Annotated in this window: 13 protein-coding genes; 10 read left to right on the forward strand and 3 right to left on the reverse strand. The window is 74.4% G+C overall.

The window, feature by feature from the left end:
* Positions 1-46: 46 nt before the first annotated feature.
* Complete coding sequence (locus tag AC07BF_RS15315; protein WP_063348997.1) at positions 47-373, reverse strand: WhiB family transcriptional regulator; 327 nt, start codon at positions 371-373, stop codon at positions 47-49.
* Between the two features lie 560 nt (positions 374-933).
* Between AC07BF_RS15315 and AC07BF_RS15320 the strand changes: the two genes are divergently transcribed.
* The 4 genes from AC07BF_RS15320 (at position 934) to AC07BF_RS15335 (ending at position 5671) form a co-directional block, all read left to right on the forward strand.
* Complete coding sequence (locus AC07BF_RS15320; protein WP_014136228.1) at positions 934-1545, forward strand: response regulator transcription factor; 612 nt, start codon at positions 934-936, stop codon at positions 1543-1545.
* A 338-nt stretch (positions 1546-1883) separates the two neighbouring features.
* Positions 1884-2600, forward strand: a complete 717-nt coding sequence (gene shbA, locus AC07BF_RS15325) for an RNA polymerase sigma factor ShbA (RefSeq protein ID WP_079135824.1) — start codon at positions 1884-1886, stop codon at positions 2598-2600.
* Between the two features lie 251 nt (positions 2601-2851).
* Complete coding sequence (guaB, locus tag AC07BF_RS15330; RefSeq protein WP_063348998.1) at positions 2852-4354, forward strand: IMP dehydrogenase; 1503 nt, start codon at positions 2852-2854, stop codon at positions 4352-4354.
* A gap of 189 nt (positions 4355-4543) precedes the next feature.
* Entirely contained in the window at positions 4544-5671 is a 1128-nt protein-coding gene (locus tag AC07BF_RS15335) for a GuaB3 family IMP dehydrogenase-related protein (RefSeq protein ID WP_063348999.1), read from the forward strand.
* 65 nt (positions 5672-5736) lie between these two features.
* Here the strand turns inward: AC07BF_RS15335 and AC07BF_RS15340 are convergent, their stop codons facing one another.
* The gene (locus AC07BF_RS15340) at positions 5737-6300 is read right to left on the reverse strand and encodes a hypothetical protein (RefSeq protein ID WP_478333449.1); all 564 of its coding nucleotides are present in this window, start codon (positions 6298-6300) and stop codon (positions 5737-5739) included.
* A gap of 254 nt (positions 6301-6554) precedes the next feature.
* Between AC07BF_RS15340 and AC07BF_RS15345 the strand changes: the two genes are divergently transcribed.
* On the forward strand, positions 6555-8522 hold the full coding sequence (locus AC07BF_RS15345) for a serine/threonine-protein kinase (protein WP_400809113.1): 1968 nt from the start codon (positions 6555-6557) through the stop codon (positions 8520-8522).
* A 24-nt stretch (positions 8523-8546) separates the two neighbouring features.
* Here the strand turns inward: AC07BF_RS15345 and AC07BF_RS15350 are convergent, their stop codons facing one another.
* Positions 8547-9089 (reverse strand): SHOCT domain-containing protein, encoded by a 543-nt coding sequence (locus AC07BF_RS15350; RefSeq protein ID WP_363630702.1) that lies wholly within the window; start codon positions 9087-9089, stop codon positions 8547-8549.
* Between the two features lie 57 nt (positions 9090-9146).
* Here AC07BF_RS15350 and AC07BF_RS15355 point away from each other — a divergent pair, with 57 nt between their 5' ends.
* From AC07BF_RS15355 to AC07BF_RS15375, 5 genes are all read left to right on the forward strand, one after another.
* Positions 9147-10271: a protein kinase domain-containing protein gene (locus AC07BF_RS15355; RefSeq protein ID WP_363630704.1), complete on the forward strand. Its 1125-nt coding sequence runs from the start codon at positions 9147-9149 to the stop codon at positions 10269-10271.
* A 160-nt stretch (positions 10272-10431) separates the two neighbouring features.
* A complete protein-coding gene (locus tag AC07BF_RS15360) occupies positions 10432-12183 on the forward strand; it encodes a serine/threonine-protein kinase (RefSeq protein ID WP_478333450.1) in 1752 nt (583 codons plus the stop codon).
* 87 nt (positions 12184-12270) lie between these two features.
* Positions 12271-13902 carry a succinic semialdehyde dehydrogenase gene (locus AC07BF_RS15365; RefSeq protein WP_363580160.1) on the forward strand — a complete coding sequence of 544 codons (1632 nt, stop codon included), beginning with the start codon at positions 12271-12273 and terminating at the stop codon, positions 13900-13902.
* Positions 13903-14093: 191 nt separating this feature from the next.
* Positions 14094-15899 (forward strand): GMC family oxidoreductase, encoded by a 1806-nt coding sequence (locus AC07BF_RS15370; RefSeq protein WP_363580162.1) that lies wholly within the window; start codon positions 14094-14096, stop codon positions 15897-15899.
* Positions 15900-16117: 218 nt separating this feature from the next.
* Complete coding sequence (locus AC07BF_RS15375) at positions 16118-17845, forward strand: hypothetical protein (protein WP_478333451.1); 1728 nt, start codon at positions 16118-16120, stop codon at positions 17843-17845.
* The last annotated feature ends 707 nt before the right edge of the window (positions 17846-18552 follow it).

Here is an 18552-nt window from a genome sequence, read left to right on the forward strand (position 1 = left end):
GACGCCGAGAGGAAACGTTTCTTCACGGCGCGCCGTGGAGGCGGGGCTAGCGCCGGGCGATCGCCGGCGGGGTCAGCGGGACCTCCACCAGCCGGTGCCGCGAACGCCCCAGCATCTCCTCGCGCTCGTCCTCGGTCATCCCACCCCAGACGCCGTACGGCTCGCGGACCGCCAGCGCGTGCGCCGCGCACTCGGTGATCACCGGGCAGCGCATGCAGACCTCCTTGGCACTGGCCTCGCGCGAACTCCGCGCGGCCCCGCGTTCGCCCTCGGGGTGGAAGAAGAGCGAACTGTCCACGCCACGGCAGGCTGCGGAGAGCTGCCAGTCCCAGAGGTCCGCGTTGGGACCTGGGAGGCGGGAGAAATCTGCCATGGCTCATTCCCTTCAGAGGCTCGTCGGCCGTGGGCCGGCGCTCAGCGGGCTGCTGCTGGGCGGCACGGCGGGCGTCGATGCACTGGTGTGGACACCTGGAAATATGACTTACGGCAACTCCATGGACAAGTCACCCACAGAGTGGCACAACAGTCAATGACCATACGAAAGCTATAAAAACGGGCAAAGTGGGCAAGGGGTTCGGCGGGCGCGGGCGTGGCATTCGGGTGGCCGACGGGCGCGCGACACTCCGCACCGGTGTGCGGGTCGTGCGCCCACCGCGCGCGAGCTGGGGAAAAGTGCGGCGTGTGCACCGCGATGCGGCTGATCGGTAATGGGTTGGCCACGTACAGTGGTGGAGATGGCCCCGAAGGCCGTAACTCATTCGAGTGACGGTCGTTGGAAGTGCGGAGGCGGTTAGCGGGCGCCGGACGTCGGGAACGATCGCGCGGAATTTGAGGCGATCAGCACGGACTCTGTCGCCGATCGGCCGTGTCGGAGAGGTTCGTACCAGCCAGGAGGCTCAACGTGACGCGGATCAGCTGCGGAGGACGACGGTCATGACTTCCGTTCTCGTTTGCGACGATTCCCCGCTCGCCCGCGAGGCGCTTCGCCGCGCGGTCGCGACCGTACCCGGTGTGGACCGGGTCACCACCGCGACGAACGGGGAGGAGGTCCTCCGCCGCTGGGTGGCCGACCGCTCCGATCTCGTTCTGATGGACGTCCGGATGCCCGGCCTCGGCGGGGTCGAGACGGTCCGGCGGCTGCTGTCCGCCGATCCGGGCGCGCGGATCATCATGCTCACCGTCGCCGAGGACCTCGACGGGGTCGCGCTCGCGGTGGCCGCGGGCGCCCGCGGGTACCTGCACAAGGACGCCTCGCGCGCCGAGCTGCGGGCCACCGTCACCCAGGCCCTCGCCGACCCGACCTGGCGGCTCGCCCCGCGCCGGCTGCGCAGCCCCGACATGGGCGCGGCGCCCACGTTGACGGCGCGTGAGATCCAGGTGCTGGAGGGCATGAGCCACGGCCGCAGCAACGCCGAGATCGGCCGCGAGCTGTTCCTGTCCGAGGACACCGTCAAGACCCACGCCCGACGGCTGTTCAAGAAGCTCGGGGCCTCCGACCGCGCGCACGCGGTGGCGCTGGGTTTCCGCTGGGGCCTGGTCCGCTGACCGCCGGTGGCGCCGCCGGCTGCGGCGCGCCGCCGGCGGTTCCCGGGACGGACGCCGTCCGGGCGTGTGACGTTACGGTCCCGAGGTTGCACCATGGAGGAGTGGAGCACCTCGGGGACCAGCGGACAGGCACTGCGGCGAACCACACGGCCGCGGGACATGCGGCGGACGGCGCGAAGGACGGGACCACCGACGGCGGCGGGGCGGGAGGCGGCACGGTGCAGGAGGGGCCGGTGGTGCGCGGCGGCACGCCGTACGGCGCCGCAGCGCATAACGTTCCGGTGCACAACTCCGGACGCGGTGCCGCGTTTTCCCGCTCGACCAGGCACCATGGACCGATGCGTGACGACGTCGCCGGTGCGGCCGGCCAGGCGGACCCGGTGGAGGCCGAGCCCTCCGGCCCGGGTGGCGATCCGTCGTACGCCGACCCCGGCGGCCCCGGCGCGGTGCCCGGCCCCGGTCGACCGCCGGTGCTCGGCGCGGGCGGTTCCCCGCTGGTGGGCGAGCTCGTCGCGGCCGCCGTCCGCGGTGAGGGCCCGGCCATCGACGCCCTGCTCGCCTACGTCCATCCGCTGGCGCTGCGCTACTGCCGCGGCCGGCTGGTCCGGCTGCCCGGCGGCGCCCGGCACCACGTGGACGACGTCGCGCAGGAGGTCTGCGTCGCGGTGCTGTGCGCGCTGCCCCGGTACAAGGACCAGGGGCGGCCGTTCGAGGCCTTCGTCTACGGCATCGCCGCGCACAAGATCGCCGATCTGCAGCGGGCCGCGATGCGCGGGCCCGGCTCGACGGTCGTTCCGCAGGACGACCTGCCGGAGGTGCCGGACGAGGCGCTCGGCCCGGAGGAGCAGGCGCTGCTGAGCAGCGACGCGGCCTGGGCCAAGGAACTGCTCTCCAACCTGCCGGCCCGTCAGCGCGAACTGGTGCTGCTGCGGGTGGCCGCCGGGCTGTCGGCGGAGGAGACCGGCGAGGTGCTGGGGATGTCCCCGGGCGCCGTCCGGGTGGCGCAGCACCGGGCGCTCAGCCGGCTGCGGGCGCTGGCGGAGGAGTCCTCCTGAAGCCCTGACCGGCCGGAATGAGCCACGGGGGGCCGGTGTTGTCAAGGGCACACGAGGACACATTCGCGGTGCCAGTACCATGGGGTATCGGCGCCTGGGCGGGTTGCCAAAGTTTCGCGGGTGCGCGCGGGGTTCCCCTGGAGGTTCCTCCAAAACCACCCGGCTTCGGCGGTCTGCTGCGAGTGAGCGATGAACGCGCCCCACCCTCAGGGCGTGAGCGGAATAGGCCGGCCACGGAAGGTACCCCCCAAATGTCTTACAACGCCGCAGGCGTACCCGAGAAGTTCGCCATGCTCGGGCTCACGTTCGATGACGTCCTGCTGCTGCCCGGGGCCTCCGCGGTGCTGCCGAACCAGGTCGACACCTCCTCGCGGGTCTCCCGGAACGTGCGCGTCAACATCCCGCTGCTCTCCGCCGCGATGGACAAGGTCACCGAGGCGCGGATGGCGATCTCGATGGCCCGCCAGGGCGGCGTCGGCGTGCTGCACCGCAACCTGTCGGTCGAGGACCAGGCCAACCAGGTCGACCTGGTGAAGCGCTCCGAGTCCGGCATGGTCACCGACCCGATCACGGTCGGCCCGAACACCACGCTGGCCGAGGCCGACGCGCTGTGCGCCAAGTTCCGCATCTCCGGCGTGCCGATCGCGGACGAGGCCGGCAAGCTGCTCGGCATCGTCACCAACCGTGACATGGCCTTCGAGTCGGACCGCAGCCGCCAGGTCCGCGAGATCATGACCCCGATGCCGCTGATCACCGGCAAGGTCGGCATCTCCGGGGTGGACGCGATGGCGCTGCTGCGCCGCCACAAGATCGAGAAGCTGCCGCTGGTCGACGACGAGGGCCGGATCAAGGGCCTGATCACCGTCAAGGACTTCGTCAAGGCCGAGCAGTACCCGAACGCCGCCAAGGACGCCGAGGGCCGTCTGCTGGTCGGTGCCGCCGTCGGTGCCAGCGCCGAGGCGTTCGACCGGGCCCAGGCCCTGGTCGAGGCCGGTGCGGACTTCCTGGTCGTGGACACCTCGCACGGCCACAGCCACAACGCGCTGGCCTGGATCGGCAAGATCAAGTCGGCCGTCGGGATCGACGTGGTCGGCGGCAACGTGGCCACCCGTGACGGCGCCCAGGCGCTGATCGACGCCGGCGTGGACGGCGTCAAGGTCGGCGTCGGCCCCGGCTCCATCTGCACCACCCGCGTGGTCGCCGGCATCGGCGTCCCGCAGATCACCGCCATCTACGAGGCCGCGGTGGCCTGTCAGGCGGCCGGCGTGCCGGTCATCGGCGACGGCGGTCTCCAGTACTCCGGCGACATCGGCAAGGCGCTGGCCGCCGGCGCCGACACCGTGATGCTGGGCTCGCTGCTGGCCGGCTGCGAGGAGTCCCCGGGTGAGCTGATGTTCATCAACGGCAAGCAGTTCAAGTCCTACCGCGGCATGGGCTCGCTGGGCGCGATGCAGTCCCGCGGCCAGGGGCGCTCGTACTCCAAGGACCGCTACTTCCAGGCCGAGGTGGCCTCGGACGACAAGCTCGTCCCCGAGGGCATCGAGGGCCAGGTGCCCTACCGCGGCCCGCTGTCGGCCGTGCTGCACCAGCTGGTCGGCGGCCTGCGCCAGACCATGGGCTACGTCGGCGCCGCCACCATCGCCGAGATGGAGAGCAAGGGCCGCTTCGTCCGGATCACCTCGGCGGGCCTCAAGGAGAGCCACCCGCACGACATCCAGATGACCGTCGAGGCGCCGAACTACTCCAACCGCTGAGTCCGCGGACATCGAGGGCCCGTCGCCGCACCCCGGCGCCGGGCCCTTCGGCGCGCCCGGGAGCGGGGGCGGGCCGCCGGGGTGGGCCCCGCGCCCCGGAGGCGAGCGCGCGAGGCAACCGGGGTGCGGGATACTGGGGGCGGCCGGGGTGACCCGGCGGGCATGAGCAACAAACCAGAAGGGCTCGAAGTGACTGAGATCGAGATCGGGCGAGGCAAGCGCGGCCGACGGGCGTACTCCTTCGACGACATCGCCGTCGTCCCCAGCCGCCGTACCCGGGACCCGAAGGAGGTCTCGATCGCCTGGCAGATCGACGCCTACCGCTTCGAGCTGCCGTTCCTGGCCGCCCCGATGGACAGCGTGGTCTCGCCGCAGCAGGCCATCGCCATCGGCCGCCTCGGCGGCCTCGGCGTGCTGAACCTGGAAGGCCTCTGGACCCGCTACGAGGACCCGCAGCCGCTGCTCGACGAGATCGCCACGATCACCGACGAGGCCGCCGCGACCCGCCGCCTCCAGGAGATCTACGCCGCGCCGATCCGCGCTGAGCTGATCAAGCAGCGGATCCAGGAGGTCCGCGACTCCGGTGTGGTCACCGCCGCCGCGCTCTCGCCGCAGCGCACCGCCGAGTTCTCCAAGGCCGTCGTGGACGCCGGCGTCGACGTCTTCGTCATCCGCGGCACCACCGTCTCGGCCGAGCACGTGTCCAGCGGCGCGGAGCCGCTCAACCTCAAGCAGTTCATCTACGAGCTGGACGTCCCGGTGATCGTCGGCGGCTGCGCCACGTACACCGCGGCCCTGCACCTGATGCGCACCGGCGCGGCCGGCGTGCTGGTCGGCTTCGGCGGCGGCGCCGCCCACACCACCCGGGGCGTCCTCGGCATCCAGGTGCCGATGGCCACCGCCGTCGCCGACGTGGCCGCCGCCCGCCGGGACTACATGGACGAGTCCGGCGGTCGCTACGTGCACGTGATCGCGGACGGCGGCGTCGGCTACAGCGGCGACATCCCGAAGGCCGTCGCCTGCGGCGCCGACGCGGTGATGATCGGTGCCGCGCTGGCCCGCGCCACCGACGCGCCCGGCAAGGGCTTCCACTGGGGCATGGAGGCCGTCCACGAGGAGCTGCCGCGCGGCAAGCGGGTGGACCTCGGCACGGTCGGCACCACCGAGGAGATCCTGACCGGTCCCTCGCACACCCCCGACGGCACCATGAACCTGTTCGGCGCGCTGCGCCGCGCGATGGCCACCACCGGCTACACCGAGCTCAAGGAGTTCCAGCGGGTCGAGGTGACCGTCAACCCGGCGCTCAACCACCGCTGAGACGCGTCGTGGTGAAGGCCCCCGTCGGTTCCGCCGGCGGGGGCCTCGGGCTGTCCGGACCGGAGTCAGCCGCGGTTGGCGGTGCGGCGGGTGAGGAGGAAGCCGCCGACCAGGGCGATGCCGTAGAAGGCGAGGTCGAGCGCGCGCAGCTCGGCGCGCCAGTGCGCCAGGGCGTCGTGCGGCAGGCCGCGCGGGCCGGGGCCGGCCGCGTGCACCCGGCGGAGCTGGCCGGTCAGCTGGCCGAGCAGCAGCGCGCAGGCCGCGAGCAGCGCGCCGAGCAGCGGCAGCACCCGGCTGCGGCCGCCGAGCCGGCCGAGCGGTAAGGCGACCAGGGCGGCGAGGGCGATGGCCAGCCAGCCGAGGCTGTCCGCGGCCCGGGCCGGCGCGCAGCCGTAGGCCAGGCCGCCGAGCAGCATGGCGAGGAGGGCGAGGGTGACCGCCAGGGCGGTGCGGCGGTGCGGGCCCGTCCGGTGGGAGCGGACGGCGGGGAGGTATCCGGCCACCGGGACACCGGGCATACCGGGCGCGACGTAGCCCTCGGGGGAATCCAGGGTGGGTGTGACCGAGTAGTGCTGGGCGGTGCGCGGCCGGCCCGACTGGCCGTCAGCGCCCGGTGCGGGTGCGGTCATGGGCGTCGGATCCCCCCGGAAAGACGATGAGCTGCCGAACGGTAGCAGCGCCCCGGCCAGATCTTGGCGAGTTTTCGATCACAGATCGGGCACGGAGCGCCGAGCCCGATCCGGCACGCCCCGGATCGGGTGCGGGGGCCGGGTGGTCCCGGCCCCCGGGGACAGGGGATGATGGAGACTTGGGCGTTCGGGCCTGAGGCCGGGCCGACACGCCGTCACCACGACCGCCAGCAGCACATGGGGGAACGTTCCGAATGACCCAGGCGCAGGGTTCCACCGGCCGCCTCCTGGCCGGCCGCTACCGGCTGAACGGCGTGCTCGGGCGCGGCGGCATGGGCACCGTCTGGCGCGCCGAGGACGAGATGCTGGGGCGGACCGTCGCGGTCAAGGAACTGCGGATGAACGCCAGCGTCGAGGAGGAGGAGAAGCACCGGCTGATCGTCCGGACGCTGCGCGAGGCCAAGGCCACCGCCCGGATCCGGCACAACTCGGCGGTCACCGTCTTCGACGTGGTCGACGAGGACGACCGGCCGTGGATCGTCATGGAGCTGGTCGAGTCCCGCTCGCTGGCCGACGTCATCCGGGAGGACGGGCCGCTGGCCCCCGCCCGGGCCGCCGAGATCGCGCTCGACGTGCTCGGCGTGCTGAGCGCCGCGCACGCGCTGGGCATCCTGCACCGGGACGTCAAGCCGTCCAACGTGCTGATCGGCGACGACGGCCGGGTCGTGCTCACCGACTTCGGCATCGCCAGCGTGGAGGGCGACGCCTCGGTCACCTCCACCGGCATGCTGGTCGGCGCGCCCTCGTACATATCCCCGGAACGGGCCCGCGGGCAGAAGCCCGGGCCGCCGGCCGACCTGTGGTCGCTGGGCGGCACGCTGTACGCGATGGTCGAGGGCCGGCCGCCGTACGACCGGGGCTCGGCGCTGGCCACCCTGACGGCGGTGATGACGGAGGAGCTGACCGCTCCGGTGAACGCCGGGGCGCTGCAGCCGGTGATCGAGGGGCTGCTCGCCAAGGACCCGGCCGAGCGGCTGGACGCCTCGCAGACCCGGTCGATGCTGAAGCGGGTCGTCGCGGAGGCCACCTCGAAGGCCGAGTCGACCACCGTGCACGCGCTGCCGGTCGAGCGGCCGACCGCCGCGGTGGAGCCGGAGGAGGCCCCGGCGGAGGCCGAGGAGGGCCGCAAGCGGTCCATCGGCGGGCTGCTGGGGACGGTCCGGGTGGGCAGCCGGGCCAAGGACGAGGAGCCCGCCGCCGCGGCGGAGCCCGTCGTGGAGCCGGCGCCCGAGCCCGCTTCGCCGTCCTCGGAGGTGGCGTCGGGCTCGGCGTCGGGTCCGGCTCCGGGGGCCGAGCCGATCCGGCCGGTGACCAGCGAGTGGACCCTGGGCGCCACGCAGGCGGCCGGTGCCGACCCGCGCAACGGACGGCGGCGGCTGGCCGTCGTCACCGTGGTGCTGGTTTTGCTGCTGATCGCCGGGGTGGTCGCGGTGCTCCAGGCCGTCGGGAACGGGGACGACTCGTCGGCGAACGGTGCGGGCGCCACCTCGTCGGTCTCGACCGGCCCCGAGACCGGGCCGAGCGGGACCCAGACCGCGTCCGTTCCGCCCGCGGAGCCGGAGCCGGGCACCGACAAGCCCGCCCCGGAGAAGCCGGCCACCGACACGCCGGCCCCCGACAAACCGGCCGACACGCCCGGCCCCTCCGCGGCGAACCCGCCGGCCGCCGGCTCGCCCGCCACCACCCCCGCGCAGAGCCCGACCCCTCCGGGGACCGCCGTGCCGGCCGGTTACCACGAGTACAAGGACCCGACCGGCTTCTCGGTCGTCCTGCCGGACTGGCTCCAGCCGGCCGGTTCGGAGGGCGTCCGCCGGATCTTCAAGGGCAACGGCAGTACCCTGACCATCGAGTGGACCACCAGCCCCGGTCCCAGCGCCGTCGCCGACTGGCAGGAGTCCGAGCCGGGCCTGCGTTCGAAGGTCACCAACTACCAGCGGGTCAACCTGGCCGCGATCAACTACCGGCAGTGGAGCAACGCGGCCGACTGGGAGTGGATCAGCGGCACGCCGCGCACGCACTCGCTCAACCGGGGCTTCGTCACCGGGAACCCGGCCAAGTACGGCTACGCGATCTACTGGATCACCCCGGACGCGGACTGGGGTGCCCCGGCCAACTCCCAGGCCCGGGACACGGCCTTCGCCAGCTTCCAGCCCGCGCCGTAGGCCATGGCCCCGGCCGGGCAGGGCCTAGCCGATCAGGCGGGCCTTGGCCCGGGTGAACTCCTCGTCGGTGAGCGCGCCGGAGGCGTGCAGGGCGGCCAACCGCTCCAGCTGGCCGAGGAGTTGGTCGCCCGCGCTGAGGTCGGCGGGGGCGGTGTCGGCCGCCGGGCGGGCGGCCGACGCGGCTTTGCGGGCGAGCCGGGCGGCCTCCCGGAGCTGCTCGGCGAAGACGTCGGCCTTGGCCACGTCCTCGAACCGGTGCGAGCCGGTCAGCGCGACGACGGTGAGCACGTCGCCGTTGAGCTTGGTCCTGGTCACGGCCGCGTCCGTGACCGCCGTAAGCGGAACCGGGACCGGCGGTTTACCGTCCTTGAGAAAGAGCAGTCGGTGGGTCGTGAGGACGAGCACGCCCTTGCGGAAGTGGTCGGGATGGCGCCCGGCCGTCGAGGCGACCGGATTCTCGCCGTCGATGACGGCCGCCTCCACGGTGCGCACGGCCTCGGCCTGATGGGCTTGGCTGTTGTTTCCCGCCACCTTGAAGGCGGTGTCGATCAGATCGGTCCAGTCCATGGGACCGAGCGTAAAGGAGCCGCTCAGTAGGCTGCTCGGTGAGCGAGAGGAACTGGCATGCGAGGCGGCCCGGGGCAATTGCTGGCGGGACGGTACCGGCTGACGGACCGTCCCGAACTCCTGCGGGCCCTGGCGGTGGACGACCGCACCGGGGAGTCCGTGCTGCTGCGCGCCCTGGAGCTGCCCGCGCTGCTGACCACCGGTCAGGACCTGGACGGCGAGGTGCCCGCGCACGCCGACCGGCTGGTCCGCCGGGTGGCGGCGGTCGGCTCGTCCGCGCCGACCGGGCACCCCCGGCTGCTGCGCGGGCTCGGTGCCTTCGTCGAGGGCGAACTGCTGTGGACGGTGGAGGAGCGGCCGGGCGCCATGACGCTGGCGGACCTGGTGGCGGCCGGACCGGTGCCGCCCTACCGGGCGGCCGAGCTGGCGGCGGACCTGGCCGGTGCGCTGCGGGCGCTGCACGAGGACGGACTCGTCCACGGGAACCTGACCCCCGAGTCCGTGCTGGTCTGCGAGGACGGCGCGGCGATGCTCGGCGGGCTGCTGTCCGGGGTGGCGCAGGAGGCGCTGGCCGAGGACCTCGGCGGCCCGGGCGGGCGCCGCCGGTACGACGTGCGGGCCACCCTGGTCGGCCCGGTGGCGGAGCGCTGGCCGCTGGACGGCGGCCCGGCGGGCGACTGCTGGGCGCTCGGGGTGCTGGTGCAGCGGCTGGTCACCGGCCGCTCGCCGTTCCCGGACGGCGGCGTGCCGGAGCTGGTGTCGGCGGTCCGGGACGGGCGGCGGGAGCCCGCCGCGGCCTGCGGGCCGCTGGCGCCGCTGGTCGAGCGGCTGCTGCAGCCCGACCCCTCGCTGCGGCCGACCGCCGAGGAGGCCCGCTGGGAGCTGGCGGCGCTGCTCGCGGGCGCGCCGGAGCCGGTCGACGAGGAGTGGGAGGCGCGGGCGCTGGTGCTGAGACCGGAGGCCCCGCTGGTGCGGCGTCGGCGCGGGCGGGGTGGTGGACGGGGGCGGCCGGAGGTCGTCGTGGGTACGAACGTCGGGGTGGGCGCCGGGGTGGGCGCCGGGCGGCCGGACGAGGTGCGGCCGCCGCGGATACCTCCGGCGCTGCTCGGCCCGCTGCTGGTCGGGGGCGTGTTCCTGCTGCTGGTGCTGGGAGTGACCGCGGTGGTGCTGTTCGCAGGCTGACGGCCCCGGAGTGTCCCGGGCCGTCGGTCCGACGGGTGAGCGTGATTACCGGGGCTGGCAAGGTGCGCCTAATGTGTGCGTGGGATTTGTTCGAACAGTGGTCTGCACCAGGCCCTCCGTCGCTGTGACGGCAGACGGATGTGAGGGGGAGTGGTCGCCGATGGGCGTGCAGGACCGGCCGGAGACGGCCGAGACGGAGCGGCTGCTGGCCGGGCGGTACGAGCTGGGCGACCGGCTCGGCCGCGGCGGGATGGGGACCGTCTGGCGGGCCTGGGACCGGATGCTGAACCGCGAGGTCGCGGTCAAGGAACTGACCGTCAACCACCTGCCTGAGGACGAGCTGCAGATCCTGCACGCCCGGATGAAGCGGGAGGCCAGCGCGGCCGCCCGGATCAAGCACCCCGGCGTGATCACGGTGCACGACGTGCTGGAGCAGGACGGCCGGCCGTGGATCGTCATGGAGCTGGTGGACGGCCGCTCGCTGGCCGACGTGATCAGCCAGGACGGCACCCTGCAGCCGCGCGCCGTCGCCGAGGTCGGCAGCCAGGTGCTCGCCGCACTGCACCGCGGCCACCAGCTCGGCGTCCTGCACCGCGACGTGAAGCCGGCCAACGTGCTGCTGGAGCGCGGCACCGGGCGGGTGGTGCTGCTGGACTTCGGCATCGCGACGTACGAGGGCTCGGCCGAGTTGACCCGGCCGGGCGATCTGGTCGGCTCACCGGACTACCTGGCGCCGGAGCTCGCCCAGGGCGAGCGGCCCGGGCCGGCCTCCGACCTGTGGGGCCTCGGGGCGACGCTGTACGCCGCGGTGGAGGGCCAGTCGCCGTTCCGCCGGACCTCGCCGATCACCACACTGGCCGCCGTGGTGGGTGAGCCGCTGCCGGAGCCGCTCCGGGCCGGGCCGCTGGGCCCGGTGCTGGCCGCGCTGATGGCCAAGGACCCGGCCGAGCGGCCGAACGCGGACGAGGCCGCCCGGATGCTGGCCGAGGTGAAGGCCGGGCACACGATCGGCCTGAAGTCGGTCGCGCCGCTGCGCGCGCCCACCCAGTCGGTGCCCGTGGTGGACCGCAGCGAGCGCCCGGCGGCGGCGGAGGACCACGCGGAGGAGGCCGCGCCGGGGACGACGGTGGAGGAGGCCGAGGAGCCGACCGGGGTGCGCTCGGGGGCCGTTCCGGACACCACCGGGGGCGCGGCCGACGGGGCGGCGGCGCTCACCGCAGCGGTCGCGCCGGTGGCGCACCCCGTCACGCCCGCGCGCGGGCCGGCCAAGCGCCGCAGCACCCTGAAGATCGTCGTGATCGCGGTGGCCGTCGGCCTGCTGGCGGCCGGCGCGACCTTCCTCGCCACCCGGAACACCACCACCGGGCACGTCGCCGCCTCCACGGCCGACGAGCCCGTCCCGACCGCCTCCGTCAACCCGGACCCCACCAGTGGCGCCAGCCCGGGGCCGGCGGCGCCCAACGGCTACCACTGGGTCGACGACCCGGCCGGCTTCCGCTTCCCGCTGCCCTCGGTCACCCCGGCCTGGCAGCGCAGTGCCACACCCGACAACCAGGTCTACTACAGCCCCGACAACAAGGTGCACTACCTGCAGTTCGCGGTCACCGTCGGCCAGTCGGTCAAGCCGCTGGACCACCTGCGGCAGATGGAGGCCACCGTCTCCAAGAACCTGAAGGAGTACAAGCAGCACAAGATGACCGGCGTCGCGGTGAACGGCCACGAGGCGGCCGTCTGGGAGTTCAGCTACCTCGCCAAGGAGGGCGGCCGGCGCCGGGCGGTCGAGGCCGAGTTCATCGACGACGACGGCACCAGCTACGCGATCTACTCGTCCAGCCCGGACCGGGGCAACGAGTGGAACGAGGCGGAGCAGCGCTTCAACGCGGTGCTGCACTACTTCGCGCCGACCCGCTGACCGGGGGGAGCCCGCTCCACCCGGCCGCGGCAGATTCTTGTTACCGACGGGTACCGGACCGGCCGCCGAGCGCCTAGGCTGCGCCGTATGTCGGACCTCACAGCAGGCGCAGCGGCCACCGAACACCCCGCGACCGGGAACCCGCCCGCCCCCGGCGGGGGCCGGACCGTCGCGGCGGCCGTCCCGCCGTCCCTGGTCGCCCGGCTGGCCGCCGGCGTCACCGCCACCGGCGAGCCCAGCCTGGTGGAGACCGTCGCCCCGCTGACCGGCGAGCGGCTGGCGAGCCTGCCGCGGTCCACCCCGGCCGACGTCGAGGTCGCCTTCGAACTGGCCCGCCGCGCCCAGACGGCCTGGGCCGCGCTGCCGGTGCGCCGCCGGGCGGCCGTCCTGCTGCGCTTCCACGACCTGCTGCTCAAGCGGCAGGACGAGGTGCTGGACCTCGTCCAGGCCGAGACCGGCAAGGCCCGGCTGCACGCCTTCGAGGAGGTGCTGGCCGTCGCCATGGCCGCCCGGCACTACGGGCGGGCCGCGCACGGCTACCTCCGGGACAAGCGGCGCGGCGGGGCGCTGCCGGTGCTCACCCACGCGGTCGAGGCCCGCCGGCCCAAGGGCGTGGTCGGCCACATCTCGCCCTGGAACTACCCGCTGGAGCTGTCCGTCGGCGACGTCCTGCCCGCCTTCGCGGCAGGCAACGCCGTGGTCAACAAGCCGGACACGCAGACCGCGCTGACCGCGCTGTGGGCCCGCGAGCTGCTGATCGAGGCCGGGCTGCCGGCCGACCTGTGGCAGGTCGTGATCGGCGACGGCCCGGTGATCGGTCCCGCCGTGGTGGAGCACGCCGACTACGTCTCGTTCACCGGCTCCACCCGCACCGGCCGGGAGGTCGCCCAGCGCGCCGCCGCCCGGCTGGTCGGCGCCTCGCTCGAACTCGGCGGCAAGAACGCCATGCTGGTCCTCTCCGACGCCGACCTCGACCGGGCCGCCGCGGGCGCCGTGCGGGCCTGCTTCTCCTCCGCCGGGCAGCTGTGCATCTCGATCGAGCGGCTGCTGGTGCACCGCTCGGTGGCCGACGACTTCCTGGAGCGCTTCGCCGCCCGCACCCGGGCGCTGCGCCTCGGCGGCGGCCTGGCCTACGGCGCCGACATGGGCTCGCTGGTCTCCGTCCGCCAGCTGGAGACCACCACCCGACACGTGGAGGAGGCGGTCAAGGCGGGCGCCACCGTGCTGGCCGGCGGCCGGGCCCGGCCCGACCTCGGCCCGTACTTCTTCGAGCCGACCATCCTCGACGGGGTCACCCCGGACATGGCGGTCTGCGGCGAGGAGACCTTCGGCCCGGTCGTCTCCGTCTACCGCTTCGACACCGACGACGAGGCGGTGGCCGCCGCGAACTCCACGCCGTACGGCCTGAACTCCAGCGTCTGGACCAGGGACACCCGGCGCGGCCGGGCGGTCGGGGCCCGGCTGCGCACCGGCACGGTCAACGTCAACGAGGCCTACGCGGCCGCGTACGGCTCGATCGGCTCGCCGATGGGCGGCATGGGCGACTCCGGGCTCGGCCGCCGCCACGGCGCCGAGGGCATCCTGCGCTTCACCGAGGCACAGACCGTCGCGACCCAGCGGCTGATGCCGATCGCGCCCTCGTTCGGGCTGGACGACCGGCAGTTCGCCGCGGTGATGACCGGCGGGCTGCGGGTGCTGAAGGCGCTGCGGTTCAAGTAGCCGTCCCGGGCCGAAGGTTCAAGTAGCCGTCCCGGGCCGGCGGTTCGTCCCCGTGGGTCGGAGTCGGCCCGGCCGGTGGTCCGATCCGACCGTCCCGCAGCCAGGTTCCGTCCCGCAGTCAGGTTCGCCCGTCCCGCAGTCAGGTCCGCCCGTCCCGTAGTCAGGTTCGTGTCCCGAAGGAGCAGTGGCAGATGGTGGAGTCCGGCGGTGCGGCGGAGTTCGACTACGACGTGGTCGTGGTCGGCTCCGGCTTCGGTGGTTCGGTCGCCGCGCTGAGGCTGACCGAGAAGGGCTACCGGGTCGCCGTCCTGGAGGCCGGTCGGCGCTTCGAGCGGGACGAACTGCCCAGGAACTCCTGGGACCTGCCGAACTACCTGTGGGCGCCGAAGCTCGGCCTCTACGGCATCCAGCGGATCCACCTGCTGGCCAACGTGCTGATCCTGGCCGGCGCCGGGGTCGGCGGCGGCTCGCTGAACTACGCCAACACCCTGTACGTGCCGCCGAAGGCCTTCTTCGAGGACCGCCAGTGGCGCCACATCACCGACTGGCAGGAGGAGTTGGCGCCGTTCTACGACCAGGCGCAGCGGATGCTCGGGGTCCGGCTCAACCCGACCGTCACCCCCTCCGACGTGCACCTCAAGGCCGCCGCCGAGCAGATGGGGGTGGGCGACACCTTCCACATGGCGCCGGTCGGGGTCTTCTTCGGGGACGGCCGGGACGCCGGCGGCAGGGCCAAGGCGGCGCCCGGGGACGAGGTCGCCGACCCGTACTTCGGCGGTGCCGGGCCGGCCCGCAAGGCCTGCGTGGAGTGCGGCGAGTGCATGACGGGCTGCCGGCACGGGGCCAAGAACATGCTCACCGAGAACTACCTGCACCTGGCCGAGCGGGGCGGCGCCGAGATCCACCCGCTCACCACGGTGGCCCGGATCCGGGAGCTCCCCGGAGCCGACGGGAGCCACGGCTACGCGGTGGACGTGCGCCGGACCGACTCCCGCTCCCGCACCGACCGGGTGAAGGCGGGCGCGCGGACCATCACCGCCGCCCGGGTGGTGGTCGCGGCCGGGACGTACGGCACCCAGTCGCTGCTGCACCGGATGCGTGACGGGGGGCACCTGCCCCGGATCTCCGCCCGGCTCGGCGAGCTGACCCGCACCAACTCCGAGGCGCTGGTGGGCGCGCAGACCACCGACCGGCGCTACGGCAGCCGGGTGGACTTCACCAAGGGCGTGGCGATCACCTCCTCGATCCACCCGGACGCCAGCACCCACATCGAGCCGGTCCGCTACGGCAAGGGCTCCAACGCGATGGGCGCGCTGTCGATAGCCCAGGTCAAGGGCGGCGGACGGGCCCCGCGCTGGCTGCGCTACCTGGGCGGGTCGGTGCGCCACCCGGTGACCTTCGCCCGCTCGATGAACCAGCACCGCTGGTCCGAGAAGACGATCATCGGCCTGGTGATGCAGTCGCTGGACAACTCGATCACCGTCTCGCTGAAGAAGGACCTGCTCGGCAAGAGCCGGCTCACCTCCGCCCAGGGCCACGGCGCCCCCAACCCGACCTGGATCCCGGCCGCCGAACAGGGCGCCCAGGCGCTGGCCGAGCAGATCAACGGCTTCGCGGGCAGCAGCGCCGGCGAGATCTTCGACATCCCGATGACCGCCCACTTCCTCGGCGGCTGCCCGATCGGCGACGCCCCCGAGACCGGCGTGGTCGACCCCTACCACCGGCTGTACGGCCACCCCGGGATCAGCGTGGTCGACGGCGCGGCCGTCTCCGCCAACCTCGGGGTGAACCCCTCGCTGACCATCACCGCGCAGGCCGAGCGCGCCATGTCGATGTGGCCCAACAAGGGCGAGGCGGACCGCCGCCCGGCCCAGGGCGAGGCCTACCGGCGGGTCGCCCCGGTGGCGCCGTCCCGGCCGGCCGTCCCGGAGGACGCGTTCGGCGCGCTCCGACTGCCGCTGCTGCCCGTCCCGGAGGTCCCGAAGAAGCGCGGCTGAGCAGGCCTCGACGGGCCAACCCGCCCGGCTCGGTACCCGGTTGACATTCGTTCGGATCCGATGGGATAAACGGGCTTTCTGGGGGACCAGGAACTCGTCGAGCGGGGGGAAACCGGTCCATGGCCATCTGCGCATCGTGCGGCGCGGCATCGGTGGAAGGGGCGTCCGCGTGCGTCTCGTGCGGGCGGCCGCTGACGCCGCCCCCGCCGACGGCCGCCATGCCCGCGGTACCTCCCGTCGTTCCGCTGGCCGTACCGCCTGCCGTACCGCCAGCCGTACCGCCCCTGCCGGCGTACGGTCCGCCGTCCGCCGCGCCCGGGTACCCGCCGCCGCCTCCGCCGCCCGGGTACGGCCCGCCGCCCGGCTACGGCCCGGGCCACCCGCAGCCCGCCGGGCCGCCCACGCTGGGCAGTTGGGGCGCCGGGCAGCCGTACGACCCGCGGGCCGGGCGGCCGACCGTGCTGAGCCAGCTGCTCGGCGCGGACTGGCGCCCGGCGCTCCTGGTCGCCGCCGCCCCGACCGCCGTGCTGCTGCTGGCGGCGCTGATCGTGGCGATCCCGAGCGACTACCAGTACGCCTACCTGGTCCGGGCGCCCGGGTTCGGCGAGCGCTTCGGCGCCGCCCTGTCGATGGCGCTGAGCGCGCTCGGCGCGCCGTTCAAGCTCGGGTACACCAGCGCGTTGCGGCGCGGCGACGCGGAGGGCATGGACGCGCTGTTCCGGGCGGTGCCGCTGACGGTCACCGTGCTGTGGGCGCTGGCGCTCTGGCTCGGCCTGCGGACCGGGGCGCGCCGCCGCCGGGCCGCCGGCCTCCAGCTGACCCGGGCCCAGGCCGCGGGCGAGGCGCTGCGTACCGCGGTGGTCCTGGCGGCGGTGACCGCGCTGCTCGGGCTGGCCGGCGGGACGTCCTGGCAGCCGCAGCGCACCGGCCTCGTCGGCCGCGCCCTCGGGGTGACGTACACCGTGGACTCCGGCTGGCTGGAGGCGACCGGCTGGACCGCCCTGCTCGCCGCGCTGACGGCCTTCGCCGTCCACGGCACCGACGCGCTGCGCTGGGCCGCCTGGCGCAGCCGGGCGGTGCGCGGCTGGGCGGTCGCCGCGCTCACGGGCGGCCGGGCGCTGGCACTGTCGCTGGGCCTGGCCTCGGTGACGGGTTTCGTGCTGGTCGCGGTCAACAGCGAGGAGGGCTGGCAGACACCGGTCTCGGCGGCCTTCCTGCCCAACCTCGGCCTGGGCCTGCTCGGCCTGGGCTCGGGGGCGACTTTGCAGGCGTTCAGCGGGGCGAGCGGCGGGGCGAGCGACGCGGCGGCCGCGATCGGCGGCGACTGGCAGGACACCCCCGACAGCATGGAGGTCTCCTTCTTCGACCTGCACGACCAGACCGCCGACTGGCGCTGGACCGGCCTGCTGGCCCTCGCCACGGCGGGCGTCCTCGGCTGGTCGGCGTACCGGCGGCGGCTGGACGCGGCCGACCGGCTCCGGCTGGCGGCCGTCCACGCCGTGGCGCTCACCGCGCTGATGGCGGTGGGCGGTGCGCTGATGACGACCTCGACGTCCTCGGCGACCCCGGGGTGGAACACCTTCGCGAACCAGACGGTGCTGTCCCGGGAGACCTCGATCAGCCTGGGCTTCGCCAGCGTGCTGGTGGCCAACCTGGTCTGGGCGGCGATCGGCGCGCTGCTGGTGCCGCCGCTGCTGGCGGCCGTCCGCGGCCGGGGCGCGGTGGCCCGCGAGGACGCCTACGGCGCGCCCCCGTACGGCGCGCCCCCGTACGGCGCGGTGCCGTCGCCGGGGGCGCCGTACGGGGCCGGGCCTGAGCCGCAGCCGTACGCCTCCGGGGCGGCGGTGGGCGACGTGGTCGGCTCGGACGACGCGCCGCTGGTGCCGCCGCCCGGCTCGCCGGCCGAGGAGCCGGTCGATCCGAGCGTCTGGCGCAAGCAGCCCTGAGCCGGGCAGCCGCGAGCGGAGCAGCCCTGAGCGGAGCGTCCGTGGGCGGAGCGGCCCGGACAGGGCAAAGGGCCCCGCGGGGGAACGGGGCCCTTTGTCGCTCAGCACGCGGCGTCAGGGCTGCGCCGGTGCTGGGGGTGACGGCGCCGGGGGAGGGGCGCCGTCGGGTCGGTCGGCTCAGGGGTCGCGCCGTCGCGGGCCGGCGTGGGTGGCCGGTGGCGCGGGGCGCGCACGCTCGCGGTGCGGCGGGTCGGCGCGCAGGTCTGCGCCGGGCCTTCGCTCACGGAGCGTGAGGTGACGTACGGGGCTGTCGCCCAGTGCGGCGGCAGCGGTCGGGGTCTCCGCGGTGAGCCTGCCGGCCGCCGGGAGAACCGCTTCCACGCAGCATCGTGCTGGACGAAGGGCTTGCTCTGCAACCGATTCGGCACAGTTCGGCCCAGCGCATTTGGTGCGGGTGCCGACTCCCTGGTGTGGCCCGGGCACGGGTGCGGGCCTCGCCCCGCCCCGTCGGGCGGTTGCGGGCAGGTGCCGACGCGAGGCGTCGATGATCACGGTGCGTAGTGGTGTGGGTGGCTGCAGCGCACGGGGACGCGCGTAGCGGCGCGGGACGGGGAAGGGTGTGCGCCCGGGTGTGCCCGGCTCGCGGCGGGGGGTGCGACGACCGGCCCGGGCGTCCCCGGGGACCGGCCGTCCCACCTCTCGGTCCA

Source organism: Kitasatospora sp. NPDC043950, from assembly GCF_056435345.1.

Excerpts from the sequence above, each read along its gene's own strand:
- AC07BF_RS15370 (WP_363580162.1), top strand. The coding sequence starts at position 14,094 with ATGGTGGAGTCCGGCGGTGCGGCGGAGTTCGACTACGACGTGGTCGTG.
- guaB (WP_063348998.1), top strand. The coding sequence starts at position 2,852 with ATGTCTTACAACGCCGCAGGCGTACCCGAGAAGTTCGCCATGCTCGGG.
- AC07BF_RS15315 (WP_063348997.1), bottom strand. The coding sequence starts at position 373 with ATGGCAGATTTCTCCCGCCTCCCAGGTCCCAACGCGGACCTCTGGGAC.
- AC07BF_RS15345 (WP_400809113.1), top strand. The coding sequence starts at position 6,555 with ATGACCCAGGCGCAGGGTTCCACCGGCCGCCTCCTGGCCGGCCGCTAC.
- AC07BF_RS15340 (WP_478333449.1), bottom strand. The coding sequence starts at position 6,300 with ATGACCGCACCCGCACCGGGCGCTGACGGCCAGTCGGGCCGGCCGCGC.
- AC07BF_RS15355 (WP_363630704.1), top strand. The coding sequence starts at position 9,147 with ATGCGAGGCGGCCCGGGGCAATTGCTGGCGGGACGGTACCGGCTGACG.
- AC07BF_RS15375 (WP_478333451.1), top strand. The coding sequence starts at position 16,118 with ATGCCCGCGGTACCTCCCGTCGTTCCGCTGGCCGTACCGCCTGCCGTA.
- AC07BF_RS15365 (WP_363580160.1), top strand. The coding sequence starts at position 12,271 with ATGTCGGACCTCACAGCAGGCGCAGCGGCCACCGAACACCCCGCGACC.
- AC07BF_RS15360 (WP_478333450.1), top strand. The coding sequence starts at position 10,432 with ATGGGCGTGCAGGACCGGCCGGAGACGGCCGAGACGGAGCGGCTGCTG.
- AC07BF_RS15320 (WP_014136228.1), top strand. The coding sequence starts at position 934 with ATGACTTCCGTTCTCGTTTGCGACGATTCCCCGCTCGCCCGCGAGGCG.
- AC07BF_RS15350 (WP_363630702.1), bottom strand. The coding sequence starts at position 9,089 with ATGGACTGGACCGATCTGATCGACACCGCCTTCAAGGTGGCGGGAAAC.
- shbA (WP_079135824.1), top strand. The coding sequence starts at position 1,884 with ATGCGTGACGACGTCGCCGGTGCGGCCGGCCAGGCGGACCCGGTGGAG.